Source organism: Actinomyces sp. ZJ308 (genome assembly GCF_011752065.1).
GTDB lineage: Bacteria > Actinomycetota > Actinomycetes > Actinomycetales > Actinomycetaceae > Actinomyces.
The window spans coordinates 132,671-153,192 of sequence record NZ_JAAIJY010000001.1 but is presented as its reverse complement, the minus strand read 5'-3'; the positions used below and the strand labels follow the sequence as shown (position 1 = coordinate 153,192).

At 68.4% G+C, this 20,522-nt stretch carries 14 protein-coding genes; 3 read left to right on the top strand and 11 right to left on the bottom strand.

What is annotated here, in order from left to right; genetic code table 11:
• Positions 1-77: 77 nt before the first annotated feature.
• The 3 genes from HCR68_RS00650 to HCR68_RS00640 all read right to left on the bottom strand — a co-directional run bounded on the left by HCR68_RS00650 (position 78) and on the right by HCR68_RS00640 (position 3,843).
• The gene (locus HCR68_RS00650) at positions 78-1,010 is read right to left on the bottom strand and encodes an NAD(P)-dependent oxidoreductase (RefSeq protein WP_167145218.1); all 933 of its coding nucleotides are present in this window, start codon (positions 1,008-1,010) and stop codon (positions 78-80) included.
• An 87-nt stretch (positions 1,011-1,097) separates the two neighbouring features.
• Positions 1,098-2,366, bottom strand: coding sequence for a hypothetical protein (locus tag HCR68_RS00645; RefSeq protein WP_243858831.1), 1,269 nt, complete (start codon positions 2,364-2,366; stop codon positions 1,098-1,100).
• Positions 2,367-2,721: 355 nt separating this feature from the next.
• Positions 2,722-3,843: a glycosyltransferase family 1 protein gene (locus HCR68_RS00640; protein WP_167145214.1), complete on the bottom strand. Its 1,122-nt coding sequence runs from the start codon at positions 3,841-3,843 to the stop codon at positions 2,722-2,724.
• A 212-nt stretch (positions 3,844-4,055) separates the two neighbouring features.
• Between HCR68_RS00640 and HCR68_RS00635 the strand changes: the two genes are divergently transcribed.
• From HCR68_RS00635 to HCR68_RS00625, 3 genes are all read left to right on the top strand, one after another.
• The gene (locus tag HCR68_RS00635; protein ID WP_167145349.1) at positions 4,056-5,162 is read left to right on the top strand and encodes a glycosyltransferase family 1 protein; all 1,107 of its coding nucleotides are present in this window, start codon (positions 4,056-4,058) and stop codon (positions 5,160-5,162) included.
• Positions 5,159-6,238: a glycosyltransferase family 2 protein gene (locus HCR68_RS00630; RefSeq protein ID WP_167145212.1), complete on the top strand. Its 1,080-nt coding sequence runs from the start codon at positions 5,159-5,161 to the stop codon at positions 6,236-6,238. Before HCR68_RS00635 ends, HCR68_RS00630 begins: the two co-directional genes overlap by 4 nt.
• 139 nt (positions 6,239-6,377) lie before the next feature.
• Positions 6,378-7,487, top strand: a complete 1,110-nt coding sequence (locus HCR68_RS00625; RefSeq protein ID WP_167145211.1) for a glycosyltransferase family A protein — start codon at positions 6,378-6,380, stop codon at positions 7,485-7,487.
• A 24-nt stretch (positions 7,488-7,511) separates the two neighbouring features.
• Here the strand turns inward: HCR68_RS00625 and HCR68_RS00620 are convergent, their stop codons facing one another.
• The 8 genes from HCR68_RS00620 to HCR68_RS00585 form a co-directional block, all read right to left on the bottom strand.
• Entirely contained in the window at positions 7,512-8,810 is a 1,299-nt protein-coding gene (locus HCR68_RS00620; protein ID WP_167145209.1) for an ABC transporter ATP-binding protein, read from the bottom strand.
• A gap of 8 nt (positions 8,811-8,818) precedes the next feature.
• A complete protein-coding gene (locus tag HCR68_RS00615) occupies positions 8,819-9,685 on the bottom strand; it encodes an ABC transporter permease (RefSeq protein ID WP_167145207.1) in 867 nt (288 codons plus the stop codon).
• Between the two features lie 4 nt (positions 9,686-9,689).
• Complete coding sequence (locus HCR68_RS00610; protein WP_167145205.1) at positions 9,690-10,808, bottom strand: NAD-dependent epimerase/dehydratase family protein; 1,119 nt, start codon at positions 10,806-10,808, stop codon at positions 9,690-9,692.
• Between the two features lie 170 nt (positions 10,809-10,978).
• Complete coding sequence (locus HCR68_RS00605; RefSeq protein WP_167145203.1) at positions 10,979-12,091, bottom strand: acyltransferase; 1,113 nt, start codon at positions 12,089-12,091, stop codon at positions 10,979-10,981.
• A complete protein-coding gene (locus HCR68_RS00600) occupies positions 12,088-13,998 on the bottom strand; it encodes a rhamnan synthesis F family protein (RefSeq protein WP_167145201.1) in 1,911 nt (636 codons plus the stop codon). Before HCR68_RS00600 ends, HCR68_RS00605 begins: the two co-directional genes overlap by 4 nt.
• An 82-nt stretch (positions 13,999-14,080) precedes the next feature.
• Positions 14,081-14,923, bottom strand: coding sequence for an NAD(P)-dependent oxidoreductase (locus tag HCR68_RS00595; RefSeq protein WP_167145199.1), 843 nt, complete (start codon positions 14,921-14,923; stop codon positions 14,081-14,083).
• Between the two features lie 68 nt (positions 14,924-14,991).
• Positions 14,992-17,085 carry a rhamnan synthesis F family protein gene (locus HCR68_RS00590; protein WP_167145197.1) on the bottom strand — a complete coding sequence of 698 codons (2,094 nt, stop codon included), beginning with the start codon at positions 17,083-17,085 and terminating at the stop codon, positions 14,992-14,994.
• A 319-nt stretch (positions 17,086-17,404) separates the two neighbouring features.
• Positions 17,405-20,329 carry an N-acetylmuramoyl-L-alanine amidase gene (locus HCR68_RS00585; protein ID WP_167145195.1) on the bottom strand — a complete coding sequence of 975 codons (2,925 nt, stop codon included), beginning with the start codon at positions 20,327-20,329 and terminating at the stop codon, positions 17,405-17,407.
• Positions 20,330-20,522 lie beyond the last annotated feature (193 nt).

Genomic DNA, 20,522 nt, shown 5'->3' with positions numbered 1-20,522 from the left:
CGTCTTCCGAGATCAAACTTCACACCAGTCTCCGATAAACCATGAGGATAAGGGCACGCGACCCGATTGACGGTATCTTACGACAGAGACCGTACATAAACATCTAACCGCTTCATGGAATCGGCGGGAGTAAAACCCGTCCCCTCGATCTTGGCGAGATCCAGAGCAGAGCTCAGGGGGCGCGGTGCGATCCCCTCCTGCCCGGCGTAGTACTCCTCGGTGGTGACGGGGGTGACCTCGTCAGAGCTGTGCCCGGCGAGCTCGTAGACACGCTTGGCGACGTCGGCCCAGGAGACGATCGGACCCTCACCGGAGAGGTTGTAGGTGCCGTACTCGGCTCCCGAGGCGAGGAGGTGAATAATGCCCGCGGCCAGGTCGGAGGCGAAGGTGAGGCGCCCGGTCTGGTCGGCCACGACGCTCGGGGTGATGCCGCGCTCGGCCAGCGAGAGCATCGTCTTGACGAAGTTCTTGCCGTCCCCCACCACCCAGGAGGTGCGCACCAGGTAGTGGTGGGGGCAGACGCCGACGGCGGCGTCACCGGCGGCCTTGGACTGACCGTAGACGCCCAGCGGAGAGGGGGTCTCATCCTCCCTATGGACAGCAGTGGCACCATCAAAGGTGTACTCGGTGGAGATATGCACCAGTGTCAGGCCGTACCGAGTGGCGGCCCGGGCCAGGTTGGCCGGCCCCACCGTGTTGGCGCGCCAGGACAGGCGACGTCCCTCCGACGTCTCCGCACCGTCCACGTTGGTCCAGGCGGCGGCGTTGATGATGATGTCGTAACGCGACCAGTCCCAGGTGGACATAGCAGCCGTGTCCGAGATGTCCACCTCCGGCAGGTCGACACCGGTGGGCACGAACCCGGCCTGCGGCAGCAGAGCCATGAGAGCACGCCCCAGCTGTCCGTTGGCGCCGGTAACGAGAACGCGGCGACTCGGCGGCTGCCCGTCTGCATTCCCATTCCCCGGCAGGGGCGTCTCCTCGATCCCCAGAGGCTTGGTCTCGTTCACTGCCGATTCTTCCTTCCCGCAGGGCGCCATCTCGCCGATGTCTCACCATGGTCCGTCGGTGAAGCCTACACGAGCACGCCGATCGCCTCAGTTGATGTAGGTGAAGTGGACGGCGTAGTAGAGGGCGCCGACGGCGAAGACCCCGAGGAGTCCTTGGGCCACCCTGCCGGTGACGCGACCGCACAGGGGCACCACCAGCACCGGGATGAGCACCATGACGTACCGGTTGAGAACCCCCGTACTGGCGCCGAAGACGATGGCGAAGAGCAGGATCGTCATCGGGCCGACCGCCGTGCAGGACAGCAGGGCGGAGCGAGCGAAGGCCCGTTCAACGACGTCGGCCTTGACGTCGAACATCGCGGTGGCCACGGTGCCGGCTACGAGGAGGGCGACGAGCACATTGGGGAAGATGGACCAGGGCGAGGTCACCCCCGACCATCCGGTGCCGGCGAAGACCAGCTGGTAGGCGTCATCCATGGAGGAGAAGACCGTCAACCCGTCGAGGTTCGCCGGCGGGTCCAGCGGAGGCCGGTCGACGACCGCGGCAACCGTGTGAGAGCGGATCACCATCCAGATCATGGACCCGGCCAGCGGCAGGACCACGAGCGCGATCCCCTCCCACAGGCGCGGCAGGCGCAGATGGCCATCGCCGCCGGCGTCATCGCTATCGCCGTGATGCGTGAGGTGACGCCGCACGAGGACGGTAACCACGTACCAACCCAGGAACACCAGCGCCGCGACCACGCAGAACACGTTCTGGAACTTCACGAAGGAGAAGACGATCGATATCCCGATGAAGGGCCAGATCCCCCACTCCCCCCGCACGTAGAGCACCATGGAGGCGATGATGAGGGTCCCCGCCAGCAGGTTGAGGGCATCGGGGGTGACATAGGCGTTCGTCAGGCGGAAGCCGGGCATCGAGGCCACAGCGATCGGCAGCGCCACCGCCACGCCCCACCGGGCTCCGAGCCGGCGCAGCATCCAGGCCAGGGCCACCATGCCGAGCCAGAGCCACACGGCGCCGGTGAGACGGGCCGCCGTGATGAGCTCCATGTGGAGGAAGCGCTTCAGGGGCCAGGACATCCAGCCGGTGAGGAAGAAGTAGGCCGGTGAGTGGATGTCCGCCGAGGTGTAGCCGTAGATGAAGGTGTCGGAGTCCGGCACGTAAGGGGCGCAGACTCCCTGGTGAATGACCGTACTGGGATTGTCGAACCCCACCCCCCTGCAAGCTGCCAGGACCCGGGCGTACTGGTCCGTCTTGTCCCCGGTGAGGACCACGTCCCAGCGCTGGGCCTTGTTGACGGCGTCGATGTACTGGAACTCGTCGACGATCGACAGCGGCAGGTGTCGCACCATGAACCGGTAGGTGAGAACCCCCGAGATGAGCGCGAACAACCCACTCAGCGCTGTCCACTGCAGCCGCGGCAGAGTCAGAATCCGACGGTGAAGGCTCGTGTGGATACTCCGGGCACCATCCGTCTTCTTATTGCGGTCAGTCCTAGGGCTCTCATTCGCGGAGGGAGCCGTTGCTTCCTCCGTCAGCGCCTCTTCACCATGCGACGTCTCCATACGTCTCCATCCGATCATGAACGGACCATTGTCTGCCACTGAGTCGACCAGGGGACCGATCTCATGAGTGAGATCGCCGCGAGCCCCGCGCACCGGCAACATGACCAAGTCTAACGGGGTACCGGCAGAAACCTTCGAAGGCCTACCGTGCCATGGCGGCGCGGTAAGCCTCGATGTGCGCCTGGGCAGAGGCCCTCCAGGTGAACTCTCCGGCCCGTTCGGCGGCAGCGGCCCCCAGTGCCCGGCGTCGCTCGGGGTCGGCGTCCAGGAGCAGTAGGGCCCGGGCGATGGCCTGGGCGTCGGACCCGCAGTAGGCGACGGCGTCTCCTCCGACCTCCGGCAGGCTCAGCTCGCGGGTGGTGAGCACGGCCGCCCCACAGGCCATGGCCTCCAGGACCGGCAGGCCGAAGCCCTCACCGATGGAGGGGTAGGCCAGGATCTCGCAGCCCGAGAGGAACCCGGGCAGGTCCGCCAGCGGCAGGTAGCCGGGCCGCAGGACGGTCAGGTGCCGGGGCACCTCGGCCAGGGCCGGCTCGATATCCGCGTCCCAGCCGGGTCCACCGGCCAGCACCAGGGCCGGGGCGTCGTCGGAGTCGCGGAAGACGCTCACCCAGGCGCGAACCAGGTTGGGCACGTTCTTCCGGGGCTCCAGGGTCCCCAGGAAGCCGATGTAGCGCCTGCCCTCCAGACCGAGGGACGCGGCCACGCGGGCCCGCTCGGCGTCGTCGACCGGGTGGAACACGGTGGCGTCCACGCCGTGGTAGGCGACGTGGAAGCGCTCGGGGTCACCGCCGACGTACTTGACGGTCTCGTCACGGGTGGCCAGGGAGGGCACGATGAGCGCGTCGGCCCCGCGCACGGCCCGGCCAATGGCGCGGGTGAAGAACTTCTGCTTGAAGGGCGAGTGCGCCTGCGGGTGGGAGAAGAACGTGGCGTCGTGGAGGGTGACGGCCACCGGCACCTGGTGCAGGACCGGGAAGGTGTAGTGGGGCGAATGCAGGACGTCGGGACGGATCCGGTGGATGAGAGCGGGTAGTCCCGTCTGCTCCCAGGCCATCCGGGCGCCGCGCGACTCCATGGACTCCGAGACCGGGAAGAGGTGGGCCCGGGGCACCTTGGCGGAGAAGTGCGCCACGTCCCGCTGCTGGACGGCCACGGCCAGGTTGACGCCGGAGGCGATGAGCTCGGGCACGAGGTCGTCGACATAGCGCCCCACGCCTCCGAGATCAGCCGGGATCGCCGTCGCATCAAGAAGAACCTTCATGGGGGCAGGCTACCGCGCCGCGCGCGGTCACCCCGTACTCTGAGGCCATGAGCGCAGACCACTCCCGCCCGGCGCCCTCCCCGGCCCCCTACCCCTCCCCCGCCTCCCGCCTCAGGCCCGGCTCCGGCCCGGACTCGAACCCCGCAGACTCCCGCACCGATCATCCCGGCCATCCCGGCCATCCCGGCCGCCCCCGCGGCCCGCGGGTCGGCATGGTGGTCGAGCAGCTGTGGCAGCCCGTCCCGGGGGGCTCGGGCACCTATATCGTCGAGCTGACCAGGGCACTGCGCGCCCGGCAGGTCCCAGTGGCCGGCATCGCCGCCCGTCACCAGGCGGCCCCTTCCCCCCGGGAGGTGGGTCTGCCCCCCATGCCGATGCGCCACTCCCACCTGCCGCGCACCGCCCTGTACGAGTCCTGGAACCGCCTGGGACTGCCACGGGCCGAGTCCATCCTGCCCGGAGCCCAGCTCATCCACGCCACCACCTGGGCCCTGCCCACCACCGCGCTGCCACTGGCCGTCACCGTGCACGATCTGGCCTTCCTGCGCGCCCCCGAGCACTTCACGCCCCGAGGCAACGCCTACTTCAACCGCTCGCTGGAACGCGTCATCACCGAGGCGAGTGCCATCATCGTCCCCTCACAGGCCACAGCCGACGACTGCATCGCGGCCGGAATCGACGCCGCCCGCCTCTACGTCATCCCGCACGGTGTGCGCACCCGCACCGTCACCGACAGCCAGGTCGAGACCTTCCGCGCCACGCGTGGTCTGGGGCGCGACTACATCCTGTGGACGGGCACGCGCGAGCCCCGCAAGAACCTGCTGGGCCTGCTGCGGGCCTTCGCGCTCCTCATCGAGGAGCACGACGACGCCGGCGACCTCGACCTGGTCCTGGTCGGCCCGGCGGGGTGGGGCGACGACGCCGTCGAGCGCGATCTGCTGACGCGCCTGGGTGATCGGGTCCACGTCACCGGCAGGCTCGACGACGACGAGCTGGCGGCCGCCTACAGCGGCGCGCGGGCCTTCGCCTTCCCCTCCATCTGGGAGGGCTTCGGTCTGCCGGTCCTGGAGGCCATGGCCTACGGGACTCCCGTGGTCACCAGCACCGGAACCAGCATGGCCGAGATCACCGGGGAGGCCGGTCTGCTGGCCGACCCCGCCTCGCCGCGCGAGATCGCGAGCCGGCTCGCCGAGGCCATCGGCCCGGCTCACGACGAGCTGGCTCAGGCGGGCCGGGAGCGCGCCCGCACCTTCACCTGGGAGGCCTGCGCCGCCGCGCACACGGAGGTCTACCACGCCCTCATCGGGGGTGCGGTGTGACGCAGCTCGTGCGCCGCCCCTCGGCCCGCGTCGTCATCGTCAACTGGCGCCGGCCCGAGCTGACGATCCGGGCGGCGCGCTCGATCTCCGAGCAGCTGGGGAGCGGTGACGCGCTCGTCGTCGTGGACAACGCCTCTATGGACGGATCGGTCGAGCGCCTGAGCCGGGAGGGCCTGACGGTGGTCGAGTCGAGCGAGAACCTGGGCTTCGGCGCGGGGGTCAACCTCGGGGCCCGGGGCATGGACGAGGACGTCCTCGTCCTGCTCAACAATGACGCGGTGGCCGAGCCCGGCTTCCTCGAGGCGATCCTGGGGCCGCTGAGCGATCCGCCGACGGCACCGACAGCACTGGACGAGCCCGAGGAGGAGCCCGACCGGCGGACCTCTTCTCGGGCGAGGTCGAGCTCGGCACCGGCCGCGGCGACGGCGCGCATCCTGCTGGCCGGACGTTGGAGGCCGGCCGGTCCGGGTGAGGACGCGCTGGTCTCACCGCGCACCGGCAGGTGGACGCGCGTCAGTGACGAGGAGGCCGCCCGCGGCGAGGGCGAGGTTCTGGTCAACTCCACGGGCAACCTCGTGGACGCCTCCGGCAACGGCTACGACCGCGACTGGCTGGTGCCCGCCGATCAGGAGCACTCCCCCAGCCCGGTCTTCGGCCTGTGCGGGGGCGCCTGCGCGATCCGGCGCGAGGCGTGGCAGGCCCTGGGCGGGTTCCGTGAGGACCTGTTCATGTACTACGAGGACACCGACCTCTCCTGGCGCCTGCACGAGCACGGCTGGAGGGTCGTCTACGTGCGTGATGCGGTGGTGCGCCACGAGCACGCCTCGTCCTCGGGCACCGACTCACCGATGTTCATCCGGGTCAACGCCCGCAACCGCATCCTGGTTTCCGCCGCCCACGGCCCGGCCCGGGTGGTGGTGCAGGCACTGGCCCGCACGCTGGTGCGAGGTGTGCGCGGTCCACGACGCGGCCCGGTGATGACGGGGCTCGTTCAGGCGCTCGCCGGCCTGCCACGCGAGCTGCGTCGTCGCTCGGGCGCCTCATCAAGGCGTCGGGAGTCACTGAGACGCCGCTGATTGCGGCGCTCGACTGCGCCGATCGCGCCCCACCCGCTAGAGTTACGGAACTGAGACGTAGCCGGAAGGCCCCGAGCCGTTCGGCGGCGTCATGAGACACGTCATGTGCCTATGACCGGATCGAGGAGGACCCCCGAAGATGGCTGGACAAGCCGCACGAGCCCCGCGAGTCACGGTGGTGACCCGTACCCGTAACCGCCCCCTGATGCTCAATCGAGCGGTCCAGTCGGTCGGGGCGCAGTCCTTCCAGGACCTCGAGCTGGTCATCGTCAACGACGCCGGTGAGAGCGAGCCGGTCGACGAGGCGCTGGAGAGCGCGCCCGAGTGGCTGCGGGAGCGCACCACGGTCGTCACCAACGAGGCCTCCCACGGTCGTGAGGCCGCCCTGGAGGACGGCCTGGCCGCCTCCGCCTGCGAGTTCTTCGCCATCCACGACGACGACGACTCCTGGGAGCCCGGTTTCCTGGCGGCCTGCGTGGCCCACCTCGATGAGCACCCCGGCCACGGGGCCGTGGCGACGCGCTGCGACCTGGTCGCCGAGACCGTCACCGAGGAGGGACTCACCGAGATCAACCGGGGGGTGCTGGCACCGGACAAGGAGAGCTGGACCCTCATCGACACGATGGTGGCCAACTACGTGCCGCCGATCTCCCAGCTCATTCGCCGTGAGGTGGCGGACCGTATCGGCCACTGGGACGGTAACCTGCTGACCCAGGCCGACTGGGACTTCAACCTGCGCCTGCTGGCGACCTCCCCGGTCGGCTTCATCGACGGCGAGCCGTTGGCGCACTGGCACCACCGCGACTCCACCGACGAGTCGGTGGGCAACTCCGTCGTCGTCGATGCCGTCAACCACCGCACCGACAACCTCGCCATCCGGGACCGCTACGCCCGGCTGTCCCTGGAGGGTGCCGGAGCCGAGGACTCCTCCTCGCAGAGTGGACCGGCCGAGCCCGAGAACCTGGGCGTCATGCTGGTCTCGGCGGAGTACTTCCACCGGCTCGAGGAGCGCCTGCGCCAGCACGAGGAGAAGCTGGACCATCAGAACGCGTACCTGACCCAGTCCGTCGCGCAGCTCAATGACGCCGTGCACTCCCTGCGCTTCACCATCGGCGACCTGCACGAGTCGATCCGTCACATCCTGCTCCAGGCCCATGAGACCAAGGCGAAGATCGACCACCTCGAGGCCACGGTCAAGCCCTTCTTCCGCACCGTGGCGCAGGGGGTCAAGAGGATACGGCGGGGCTGAGCAGCAGCCCGCCCCGCCGGGCCCTCAGTCCGTCCTGGCGACCTCGACCATGGGACGTGGCGGAGTGATCCGCTCGTAGTGGGCGCCCAGGGCCACCAGGCCTCCGGACTCCATACGCGGTCCCGGGGTGATGTCGAAGGCGGTGGCCTTCTGGTAGGCGTCGATGACGCTGGAGAGCTGCCAGGGCTGGATGGACCCGGAGATGAGGTAGGCGCCGGGACGCAGCATCATCGCGGGGATGGTGATGTCCACGGTGCCTTCGCCCGGCTCGATCCTCTCGGGCTGGAAACCGTCGTCGAGGCCGTGCAGGCCCCAGGCGAAGAAGCCCTCACGGGTGTCGATGGAGCAGCCGAAGACGGGCTTCTCGATCGTCTCCTCGCAGCGGTAGTGCAGGCGGATGGTGGCCTCGTCCCCGGTGCGCATGGAGCTGACCGACCTGCCCGTGCGGTCGAGCAGCTCAATGCGGCTGATCTGGGCCTCGCCGCTGCCGAAGCGGGTGCCGATGCCGTCCTTGACCTTCTTGGCCCCGTGGGTGAGGTCGGAGTACTTGTCGATGACCTCGGGGGCCGGTCCGACCTCCTTGAGGCGGCCGTGGTCGAGCCAGGCGACCTCGTCGCAGAAGGTGCGCATCTGCTCCAGCCCGTGGGAGACGACGACGACGGTGCGGCCGTCCTCGCGGAACTCGGCGAACTTGTCCATGCACCGCTCCTGGAACTCCATGTCGCCCACGGCCAGGACCTCGTCGACCAGGAGGATCTCGGGCTCGACGTGGATGGACACGGAGAATCCCAGGCGCACGTACATGCCCGAGGAGTAGTTCTTCACCGGCTGGTCGATGAACTCACCGACTCCGGAGAAGTCGACGATGTCGTCGAACTTGGCCTCGATCTCCTTGCGGCTCATCCCCAGGATGGCGCCGTTGAGGAAGATGTTCTCGCGTCCGGAGAGCTCGGGGTGGAAGCCGGAGCCGACCTCCAGCATGGCGGCCATGCGCCCTCGGGCGGTGATGGAGCCGGAGTTGGGGGCCAGGATCTTGGCGATGCACTTGAGCAGGGTGGACTTGCCCGAGCCGTTGTGCCCCATGAGTCCGAAGGTCCTGCCCTCGGGGATGTCGAAGGTGATGTCCTTCAGCGCCCAGAAGTCCTCGTAGACGCCGCGGCTGCGCTGCAGAATGGCGCCCTTGAGGGACTGGTTGCGGTGGTGGTAGATGCGGAAGCGCTTGGAGACGTCCTCGATGCGCACGGCCGGTGCGCTCGAGGACGCTGCGGCGACCTGCGCCGACGACGTGAGTGATGATGCGGAGGATCCGGTGGATGCGGTCATCTTAGGTTTCAGAGCTCCTCAACGATGCTCGCCGAGTGCCGGCGGAAGAAGACCATGCCCAGCGTCAGCATGACGACCGCCCAGCCGAGACAGGCCAGAGAGACGGGCAGGGAGGGCAGGGCGAAGTCGTACAGGCAGGATCGAAAGGCCTCGAGGTAGGTCTCGGCGGGGTTGAGCCGGGCAATCGTCGTGATGGGGATCGGCGCCCCGTTGATCTGCCAACCGGCGTCGAAGAGGCGGTTCTGGACGCCGTCGAGCATGGTCAGGGGGAAGACGACGCCGGAGGCGTACATCCAGATCTGGTTGAAGATCTGCCACAGGTGGCCCAGGTCCCGGAAGTAGACGGTGGCGATGGACAGGATGAGCCCCAGCCCGACGGCGAACATGCCGGCCAGCAGGGTGACGACGAGCAGCGCCGGAATCATGAGAAGGACTCCGGGGCCTCCCATGATCATGGCGATGATGATGAGCACGAGCAGCTCGAAGGCGAAGTCCACGGCCAGGGACAGGACCGCCGAGTAGATGAGGACCTGACGGGGGAAGTAGACCTTCGTGAGCAGGCCCGAGTTGGCCACGAGGGCGTTCATGGAGGACATGATGCCGCTGGAGAAGAAGGTCCAGCTGAGCACGCCGATGCCGATCCACAGCGCGAAGGAGTCGATCCCGGAATTGTGTCCCGGCTCCACACCGCCGCGGAAGACGACGCCGAAGATGAGGGCGAAGATGGCGATCGTGGCCAAGGGGTTGATGAAGGACCACAGGCGTCCCAGCGTCGTGCCCTTGAACTCGGAGGAGACCGAGCGCTGGGTCAGGCGCAGAGTGAGGTCCAGCGTCTGTCGGGCGTCCTCCGAGCGGAGAAGCTGAGAGAGTTTCATGGGTTCACACCTCCGTCGCGGCGTCGGTGGATGCCGCAGGGAACGTATCGGCCGGCGCGTCCGCGGAGGCGTCAGCCTGGGCATCGATCCAGTCGCACAACCGGTTGATGCCCTCGGTGACCCCCACCCTGGGCTCCCAGCCCAGCGCCTGGCGGGCGCGGGCGGTATCGGCCCAGGCGGCGCGCACGTCGCCGTCGCGGAACTGGCCGGTCACGTGCGGGGCGGGCGCCCCGTAGCGATCGGCGATGGCCTGAGCCACCTGCATGATGGTGGTGCGCTCCCCCAGGCCGATGTCGTAGGGCTCGACAGCGGCCGGTGAGCGCAGGACACCGGCCACGATGGCGGATGCGACGTCGTCGATGAAGACGAAGTCCCGCACGATCCGGCCGTCCTCGTAGACCGGGATGGACCGGCCGGCCCTGGCCAGGCGGGCGAAGAGGGAGACGATGCCGGTGTAGGGGTTGATGAGGGACTGGCCGGGGCCGTAGACGTTCTGGAGCCGGTAGAGCACCGGAGTCACGCCGAAGGAGCCGCACCATGAGGTCACGAGGTTCTCCTGGCAGAACTTGGTGGCGGCGTAGACGTTGGCCGGGGAGGCCTTGACGGTGGTGGAGGACTGGACCGAGGGGGTCAGTCCCGCGAAGTCCCACTGCCCGGCCTCGAGCATCGCGTGGGTGCGCTGGCCGGGATAGGAGGGGCGTCCCTCGGCGTCGGTCCACCGCCCCTCCCCGTAGACGGCTCGGGAGGAGGCCAGGACGATCTTCTCCGGGCGCATCTCGTGGCGCACGAGTGCGTCGAGCATCTGGGTGGTGCCGACGACGTTGACGCTCGCGTGGCGGCAGGCCTCGGTGAGGGACTGGCCGGTCCCGGTCTCCGCGGCCAGGTGGACGATGGCGTCCGGGGCCGTATCGTTCAGAAGGGAGTCCCAGTCGTCGGCGACGGCGACGTCCAGGCGGCGGAGCTCCACACGATCGTCGAGCTCGGCGGGGCGCTCCTGGGACGGGTGGATCTGCGGGTGCATGTTGTCCAGGGCCACGACGCGATCGAAGGCGTCGGCCAGGTCATGCGAGATCGCGCAGCCGATGAATCCGGCACCACCTGTCACGAGGCAGGTACGGGTCACGAGGGTCTCCCTTGGTTAGTCGAGTCGGGTCGACGGGACGTGCTCGCACACGTCACGCAATGACCTCATCACTATTCTCAGCGCTGCCGGAGCCGATGGTGTCGGCAGATGCCGTTGCCTTCGACACGCCGGCGGGTCGCACGCCACTATCGGTGATCAGGAAGGAGATCTCAGCGCTCGGCCTCGGAGACCTCGGGTCGCCAGCTCATCCCCTTGAAGGCCTTGGTGAAGAAGTCGACGACGATATCGGAGACCTTCACCAGCCCCACGGACAGGGCGAGGATAATGACGCACTCGGCGGCCAACAGCATGTAGCGCTGGATCGGGAAGAACCCGTAGACGTCGATTCGCTGAATCACCTGCCAGATCACCACGTGGTGGACGAGGAAGATCGGGTAGGAGTACTTCGCGATGAGGCTGACGAAGGCCCGCACCGGCTGGATCGCCACGTAGCGGCCGACGACCACGAGGATGAGGAAGGCCGAGATCCCCACGATCGTGGTACCCACGTCCTCGGGGATCTGCTCGGGGAACAGGGCTGAGACGGCCAGGACCGCCGCCGCGGGAATGACTGTGGCCCAGTGAGTCCGACGCACGTAGAGGACGAAGTAGCTGCCGAAGGCCAGCTCGGGGAGCCTGGTGGTGAGGATCATGGCCGAGGGGTAGCCCGGGAAGTAGCGCGGCATGATGACCACGGTCGCGACGTAGGCCGCCAGGAGCACGAGACCGGTGATGACCGGGAAGCGGTCGATGGCCCACAGCAGGAGCGGGAAGACGACGTAGTACAGGAGGATGAAGCCGAGGAACCACTCGCCCAGCAGGTACATCGTGGTGACGCCGAAGCTGGAGACGAGCCCGTCGACCCCCAGCAGAGTGAAGATGAAGGATCGCGCCGGGGCGGCGTTGGGCGGCCGTCCGTTGTAGATGAGGACGTAGTAGAGCGTTCCCAGGACCCAGGCGGTCCAGAACATCGGGTAGATGTTGAGAAAGCGCTTCCAGTAGAAGCGCTTGAGGTTGATCGGCCGCCGGTAGGTGAGGGTCAGGGCCGCGCCGGAGATGATGAGGAAGAGCGAGACGCCCAGGGCACCCACATAGATACCGAAGGGCTGGAATGTCAGAACGTACCCGCCCCCATGGTCACGGAGGTGGAAGTTGAAGTGGGTCAGCACGATGAGCACAGTGGCCAGCGCCCGAATGAGGTCCAGGTAGAAGATCCTGGGTCTCTTCCTCTTTCCGGGCGCGGCCGGCTGCGTGGTGGCCACCGGTGCTGCGGCCTCACTCATCTCACGATACCTCTAACTTTGCGGTACACGGTTTTCATCGGCACTTTCAGCGGAGCCGGCACCCACGGCCCCACCTTTCCCTTGACCCCCTTGGCCTGCTCCTTGACGCTGTCCTTGATCCGTTGACGGGTGGTCCGCTGGTCCCGGATCATTGCCACCATCCGCATCTCCGTGCCCCTGCCCCAGTAGTCGCCGATGGCTGAGGTCAGGTCGCGCACGTAGAAGGACAGGTTCGTCAGCTCGATGCTGGCGAAGGAGTCGGAGAAGAGCCAGCCGCAGTAGTAGCCGGATCCCTGGGCGACGTACCCGTGGGCGCGCTCGATGGCGTGCATGATGGTGCCGTCGACGGGGCAGGGCTCGGGCGGGAACTCCTCCCACTGCCAGTCGTGGTCGAACAGCGGCTTGAGGGCCTTGGGACGGAACCAGAACATGGACCCCAGCGGGGCGATGGGCTCCTTACCCGGGTCGAGGGGGACGTCGAGCCCCAGCTCGTGCAGGAGCGCCTTGGTGCGGTCGAAGTTGGGCCCCCAGCCGAAGCTGTAGACCGGGAAGTAGTCGGCGTGGTTCGGCGCCGTGGGAGCCAGGAAGCCCAGGCGCGGCTCGGCGCCGAAGGTGGCGATGACGTTCTTGACGAAGTCGCGTGTGGGCAGCAGGTTCTCGAAGCACTTGTAGGCGAAGCCGTCGCCCACCGAGTACGGGTAGAGCTGAGTGACCTTCTTGTCGTGGGTGTAGCACACGACGTCGTAGTTCTGGACGACGTCCTTCCATGCCACGAGGAAGGGGGCGACGTCGCGTCCTCGGTTCTCCACGAGGCGCACCTCGATGTTGTAGGGCAGCCCCTCGCAGACGGCCCTGACCTGCTCCACCTTCTCCGGGCTGGAGGTGCTCAGGAAGATGTCGATGCCCTCGGGCATATTGCGGATGTACTTGAGCGTGGGCTCGACCAGCTCCATGTAGTACAGGTGCGCGATGAGAGCGACCTTCTGCTTCCTGGGCTCGCGGACGACCGCCTGCGTGGGCAGGACGTAGGTGAGCTGGAGGTTCTTCACCACGTCCGCCATGTTCATCGAGCGCAGAGCATTGTCCCAGATGAGGTTCGTGTCATAGTCCGTGTGATCGCGCAGGTAGGCGTAGAGCTCGGCGCTGGACTCACCCACGGACTGGTTCAGGACGTCGTCGTAGGGGCGGAAGAAGGAGCGGCGCTTGAAGATGGGGCAGCGCTTGTCCCTGATCATCTCGACCGGGGCGAAGAGAATCGGGCAGAAGGTGAAGCCCTCCAGATCCTCGGTGTTGACGTAGACGTCGGACTTGAAGCCGAGACGCTCGAATCGTTGGGTGAAGGGCACCTCGTGCAGGCCCACCGACTGCTCGTAGCCGTTGATCTCGGGCATCTCGTCCCAGTAGTCCTGGAAGGCCTTGGAGGTGACCAGGGAGCGGCGGTAGGCGTGGAAGTGGGACTGGAGGTGACGGGGCAGGTAGCCCTCAAGGGCGTAGCCGAAGGGGTCGAAGGCGACCTCGTGGAACCAGGTGATGCCCCAGAAGTCGATGTTCCGGCCGGCCATCTCGGTGAACATCTCCTCGAAGGGATAGACCGGTCCCATGATGGTGGCGTTGAACAGGACGACCTCGTCGAACTCGGCGAGCCTCTTCCAGCCGTAGGAGTCCAGGGCCGTCTTGTAGGCCCAGACGTCCAGTCCCTTGTTCTCCCGCAGGATGATGTTGTCCGTGAAGACGCTCAGCTTGGCATAGCTCTTGGCGGTCAGCTCGCCGTTGACGACGATGACCAGTTCGGAGAGGTTCTTCACCATATCGGCGAGCAGGGTCTCCACATAGGAGTCCACGATGCCCTGGGCATCGAAGAAGAAGAAGATCCCGAGTCGCTTCGGGTCCTCGCCAAGCGTTGCCATGATGTCCCTTCTGGGCAGTGGTTCGGGCCGCTTAACGCGGCAGAAGGAAGAACGGAGGAATGATGCCGTCTCTCAGGGCGCGTCAGCTCGCGCCTGAGGCGAGGATACGGCGGATCTTCGTCGGATCGCCCCACACGCCGGGCGAGTCGTAGGGCCGGTCCGGGAAGGCCCCGTACTCCAGGGTGATGCCCAGGTCGTTGTCCCGGATGTAGGCCTCAACACGCTCGGCCAGGGTCATGGGCTCGCCGGTGCAGGCGTTGATGATGCCGTCGACCTCGCTCTGATCGACGATCGCGGCGATCTGCTCACCCAGGCCGTCCACGGAGATGAAGTCGTAGCGGTTCTTGCCAGTGGTGAAGGGGAAGGTGGTGCGCCCCTCCTCCGCGGCTGTCAGGAGCTTGGAGAAGATGGAGTTGCCGAACTTGTCATCACCGACGATGTAGTAGGCCCGGATCCACTGGGCGACGGCGTCGTGCGCCTGGGCGGACAGGAAGGTGGCCTCGCGCAGGGCGTTCTTGGCGATGCCGTAGAGGGAGGCCGGGTTGCAGGGGGCGGTCTCGTCGATGGCGCCCTCCCAGTAGCCGACCTCGTGCATGGTGCCCATGACGGCGAGCTGGGGCAGTCCGCCGGCGTAGAGGTTCTCGATGAGGTGGAAGTGCTTGGCCAGGTCGTCCAGGTGCGCGTGGGAGGCGTGCTTGAAGCCGTCACGCCAGGCCATGTGCAGGACGACGTCGGGGCGTCCCATCTGGTCGTAGATGTCGGCGTCGCCGGAGAAGAGGTCCAGGGAGAGCTTCTCGGCTCGGTCGTCGACGCCGTCGAGCCGCAGGTCGAGGGCCTTGACAGCCAGGCCCCGCTTCAGCAGCGCGGTGACGACGTGGCGGCCGATGTAACCGCCGGCTCCAGTGACGAGAACTGTCTTTGCCATGGCTCAGAATCCTAACAGGTGGACGTCGTGCGACGAGCTGGGGACGACGTGGACGGGCGGGAGGCTCGTCACGAGTCGGAGCCGGGCCGCAGGGACCACCGGTGACGCAGGTGCCCGCTGAAGGACCTTGCGGCACCCTTGACGCCGTCGGCCACGTCTCTCCCCCCATCGGTGACGTAGCGATAGGCGGGCTTGAGGGCGCCGGCCACCTCCGGGTGACGCACATCGACGTAGGAGCGCACTCGCGGCCCGAGGCCGGCCCTGGGACCGAACCGGGCCTGGAGGAACCTCACCTGCTCGTCGGCGTAGTCCGGCAGGTCCACGGTGACGGCCCGCTGCTTGTACGTCAGGGAGCCGTAGAGCCGCCCGGCCCAGGCGGGGGTGAGAACCTCGCGGGGGTGGAAGCCGCTGGACATGGCCGCGTAGACGGTCAGCCGCTCGAGCACCTCGGCGGCGCGGGCGCGCCGCAGGCGCTCCACCGCCTGCTCGGGGCCGGCGGCGGCCTGCTCGGTCAGGCGCACGAGCTCCTTGGCCCCTTCACTCAGTGTGCGCAGCGCCTCGGGGCGGGCCAGGAACATGGCGCCGACCGGCGTCGCCGGGGCGATCGGGTCCAGGGCCGCCGTCAGACCGAGCCGGCGGGACAGTGCCTCGGCGGCGCCGGCCAGGCCGTCCCACTGGGGACCGCCGTGGGGCTGGCCGATGTGGCAGTCGGAGGGCATGACCACACCGAGGCTGGGGTGGCGTGTGAAGAGGCCGATGAGACCGGTCACGTACCCCGGCGAGGCGAGCAGGCAGTCCAGGACCTGACGGCGGGCGACGTCGTCGGCTCGCCCCGCCGAGCCGGACAGGGGCCCGGCGTTGATCGCGAGAACCAGGTCGACACCGCCGGCCCCGTCGACACCGTCGGCTCCTTCGGCCCCGGCGTCTTGCACGCGCTCGGGATCCCACAGGTCGTCGCACTCGGTGAGGAAGGCGATGGTGCCGCGCGGGTCGAGGTCGCGAACCGTGCGGAAGGCGACGCCGGGCTCCCCGCCCTCCCCGGGCTCGGCGTCATCGGCCTTCGCCCGACGCCCGGTGACGCGCTCCAGGTCGGCGGTATCGAGCGGTGCGGGAGAGGTGACCACCATTCGCCAGTGCGCCGGCAGGTTCGCCAGGCGCTCCGGGAGGCGATCCGCCTCGGCACGCTCGATCCCCTCCCTTCCGGCCGGGACGTGGACGACGACGCAGCCCGAGGGCTCCGGCGCCGGCGACTGCGCCTGAACGGGTTCCGGGGCGGTCTTCGGGCCGACCTCTGGGTTGACATCGGTGATGACCTCGGTGAGTCCGGCGTTGACGATGAGGTCGCGGGCGGCCGCGGTGTGGACGACGTCGGACAGGATGAGGTCCTCGTCGTAGCCCGCCTGCGCGGCGGCGGTCAGCAGGTCCCCGCCGACGACGGCCTGCCGGTCCTGGTGGAGCGGGTCGTGGAAGAAGGCTCGGCGCTTGAGCAGGGGGCAACCGTCGGCCAGCAGCGCGGGGGCCTCCTCGATGGCCGGGTTGTCCGAGCTGTAGCGGTCCACCGGGAAGGCCACCTCGCAGGTGTGGCCGAGGCCGTTGAAGTAGTCGGTGAAGCGCGACTCGTGCCACTGGATGGAGTCGCGGTAGGAGGCGACCCGCGGCATCTGCTCCCAGTACTCCCGGAAGGCGGGGTCCGTCAGGAGCCTGCGGCGCACCGCGATCCAGTGGGACTGGATGTGGCGGGGCAGCTCGCGCCTGGCGAGGAAGGGGTGGGGGCGCATGGTGTCGTGCTCCGTCATGCCCCAGAAGGAGATGTCGCGCCAGTCCTCGGCCCGGGCGAGGACGTCCTCCCAGGGCCGCACGGGGGCGTAGTAGGTGTGGTTGGTCAGGATGATCTCGTCGAAGTCCGCGAGCCGGTCCCAGCCGAGGTGCTCCAGGCCCGCGCGGTAGGCCCCGACGTCGAGCCCCTCGTTGGGGCGCTCAAGAACCTCGTCGCAGGTGTCCTCCAGCCGGGCCCGGTCGGCGTCGCTGATGGGCGAGTTGGAGACCACCAGGATGTGGTCCGCGTGGGGGCGCAGGGAGGCCAGAGCACGGGGGACGTAGTCGCGGACACGGTCGTGAGGATCGAAGTGGAAGTAGATGATTCCGCGATTTCCTCGGGTCACGTGGGTCCTCCCCCGGCAGAGCTGGTCAGAGCAAGCGAATCAGAACAGGCAAGCACCGGTGTCACGAGCAGACGCTGGTGTTGTGGGTCAACGCCGGCGTTACGGGTCAACACCGGGGTAGAGGCCGATCCGTGCAATGGTCGCGGCGTCAGTCTCTCACGCCCGGCACCGCACGCACCGATTCCGGCGAGCAGGAAGCGGGGTCGGACTCCCCATGAGAGAGCCCGACCCCGCCGTGATCGGTGCCTGAGTCGATGTCTGCACCGAGTCTGCACCGAGTCTGCACCGAGTCTGCACCGACCCCGTTAGGCCAGCGCGTCTACCCGAAGTACCGGTCGATCATGGCCGCCAGGTCGTTACCGTAGTTGCGGGCGGTGGCCCAGCCGGTGCGCTGGGGGTTCTCCTGAATGCCCAGGTGCTCGACGTAGACGGCTGATCCCTTGCGCACATAGGTGAAGCGGGGGTCGACCAGCGAGCGGGAGAGCTTTTGGGGGGTGGCCTCCGCGTCGGCGTAGGCCCTCAGGTGCTGGACCTGGGCGCGCAGCCCGGTCTGGACATTCGGGAAGGAGGCGCCCGCGGCTCCCCCACCGGTGGCTCCCAGCCCTCCGAAGTTGAACTGCTGGGCCGAGACGTCGCCTCCGAACTGGAGCCAGGCGGTCTCCTTCATCACCTGGGCGAAGAGGAGCTCGGGGCTGACACCCTCAGCAACCGCCTCGTCGTAGACAGTGGTGAAGAAGCTCTGGGCCGTGGCGGCCCCTCCCTTGGACAGGACATCGGACGGGTAGGCGTGACCCGAGCCGTTATAGGTGGAGACCATCGTGGCAATGACCTGCTGCCGGCTCGCGGTGGGCGATGCCAGGACCGGGTGCAGGCCCTCGTAGCCCTGCCAGGCGCCGCCGGGGGCGAAGGTGGACCAGCGGCCCTCGATCTTCACGCGGCCGGTGGCCATGGCCCCGCCCTTGGAGCCGTCCAGGTAGTACCAGTTGCCGGCATCGGCGACCCAGCCGGTGGCCATGGCGCCGTCGGACTTCAGGTAGTACCAGCTGCCGCCGTCACTGACCCAGCCCGTGGCCATGACCCCACCCTTGGCGGGATCCAGGTAATACCAGCCGCCGCCGTCACTGACCCACCCGGTGGCCATGGCGCCATCGGACTTCAGGTAGTACCAGCTGCCGGCATCACTGACCCAGCCCGTGGCCATGGCCCCACCCTTGGCGGGATCCAGGTAGAACCACCCACCGGGGCCTCGCAACCAGCCGGTGGCCATGGCGCCGTCGGACTTCAGGTAGTACCAGCTGCCGGCGTCGCGAAGCCAGCCCGTGGCCATGGCCCCGCCCTTGGCGGGATCCAGGTAGTACCAGCCGCCGGCGTCGCGAAGCCAGCCCGTGGCCATGGCCCCACCCTTGGCGGGATCCAGGTAGTACCAGCTGCCGGAGTCATTGACCCACCCGGTGACCTTGGCACCACTGGCCCCCAGGTAGTACCAGGAGCCCGACTCGGCCTTCCAGCCGCCGGCACCGTTGATCTGCTGCTGCGCGATGGTGCGGATCGTGCCGAGCTTGGAGTAGCCGACGTTTCCGGGGCAGGTGGTGTAGCCGACGTCACGATGCCCCAGGATGCGGGGCATCGAGATGGTGGATCCGGCCTGGTAGCGCTCGGTGGTCCACACGTGCAGGCCCGCCCAGCCGTTGGCGTCCGTGATGCCGGCTCGCTTGAGGAACCAGCCGGCCATCTTGCCCACGGAGCTCAGCTGTGCGTCCGAGGGGCTGACGCTGCTGTAGTCGCCCATCATGGACAGGCCCATGGTGCCGGTGTTGACGCCTCGGGCGTGCGCACCGACGCTCATCCGGCCGGCGGGTGCCGCCGCCGAGCCGGAGCGCCCCTCGAAGACGGTGCCGTACTTGTCGATGAGGAAGTTGTAGCCGATGTCGCCCCAGTCCAGGGTGACCGCGTGGTAGTAGTAGATGCCCCGCACGATGGAGGCGGACTGCCCGGCGGAGTAGCTGTTGGTCCCCGCGGTGTGGTGGACGACGACGTGGCCGGCGCTCGCGTAGTCGGGGTCCCAGCTCATGTAGGAGGGGTTGGCGCCCCACTCCGCCCGGGTGGTGACCGGCACCGGCAGGCCGTTGGCGGTCGTCGCGACCGGCAGGACGGCCGGCAGGGCGGCCTGCGCAGCGCCCGCGGTCGGCGCCGATGCCTGGAGGGCCGCGGGCGTGATCAACGGCGTCGTCACCGCCGGCGCCGAGTGGGCGGCCGGCTCGGTGGAGCCTCCCGCCGCCCCGGGCTGGAGTGTTGAGGCGGCGTCGGCGTCCTCAATGACCGGGGTCGGCGCGGCCTCGGTGGTCTTGAGGTCACCCGCGTCCAGGACCTCCTCCCCCTGCGGCTGGGAGGGCACGAGGGCCAGCTTCAGGTCTGCGGGCAGCGAGCCTCCGACGACGGAGGCCTGGATCGCGTCGGCCCCGCCGGTGACGAACTCGCCGGTTCCGGAGGTGGCGCGGTCGTCGCGTCCGGAGTCGGCCGCCTCGTTGAGGTACCAGGGGCTCCAGGTTCCGTTCTCGCGGACACGCAGGTAGATGCGTACGCCTTCGGGGAGGTCGGCGCCGCCGGACCAGGTGAAACCTGCGACGAGGAAGCGGTCGACCTCGAGCGGGTCGGTCAGGAGCGTGGCATCCGCCTGCGGGTCGGTGGCGGCGGGCAGGATCGAGGGGAGCGGACCTCCGGTCGCGCCGACGCTCCGGGCGACGGCCTGGCGAACGGTGCCGCCCGCGCCGGGTGCCAGCGCGGGGCGCACCGATGCGCCGCCGCCCGTGCTGCCCGCTCCTTCAGCCGACGGCGTCGATGCCTCGACATCCGTCGAGGAGCCGTCACCGGATCCTGAGTCCGTGGAGGTCTGGACGTCGTCGAGACCCGACTGGGCGACCTCGGTGGCCTGTCCGCTGGAGGTGGTCAGGTCGAGGATCTGGACCGGGGCTGGGCCGTCGGCCTGTCCCGCGGTCCCATCGGCGGGAGCGCTGTTAGAAGCACTGCCGGAAGCACTGCCGGATTCTCCGGTCGAGGCACCGGAGTCACCGGCCCCGGGCGCGGCACCGGCCACGGGGACCAGGCCTGACAGGAGGAGCGGAGTCAGGGCGATCAGCCCCGTGACCCGGTAGGAGAGCAGGCGACTACGACAACCACTGTGAGCACGCCTGAGGCGATTGCCGCAGCGAGGGAGGACGCGGCCGAGAGCGCGAGGGACTTTCATGGGATTCCTTTGGGGTGATGCCGACTGGCGCCGATCGAGCCTCACCACCGCAGCTGCCGACGCCGCTCCCTCGAGATGGACGATATTTAATTCCTGAATAGTTTCCGAGAGATTAATGATAGTTTACTGATAATTTTGGAGAGCTTGACTGCGATCGCCCCTCCCCCGGACCCCTCCACCGCCCTCATCGCCC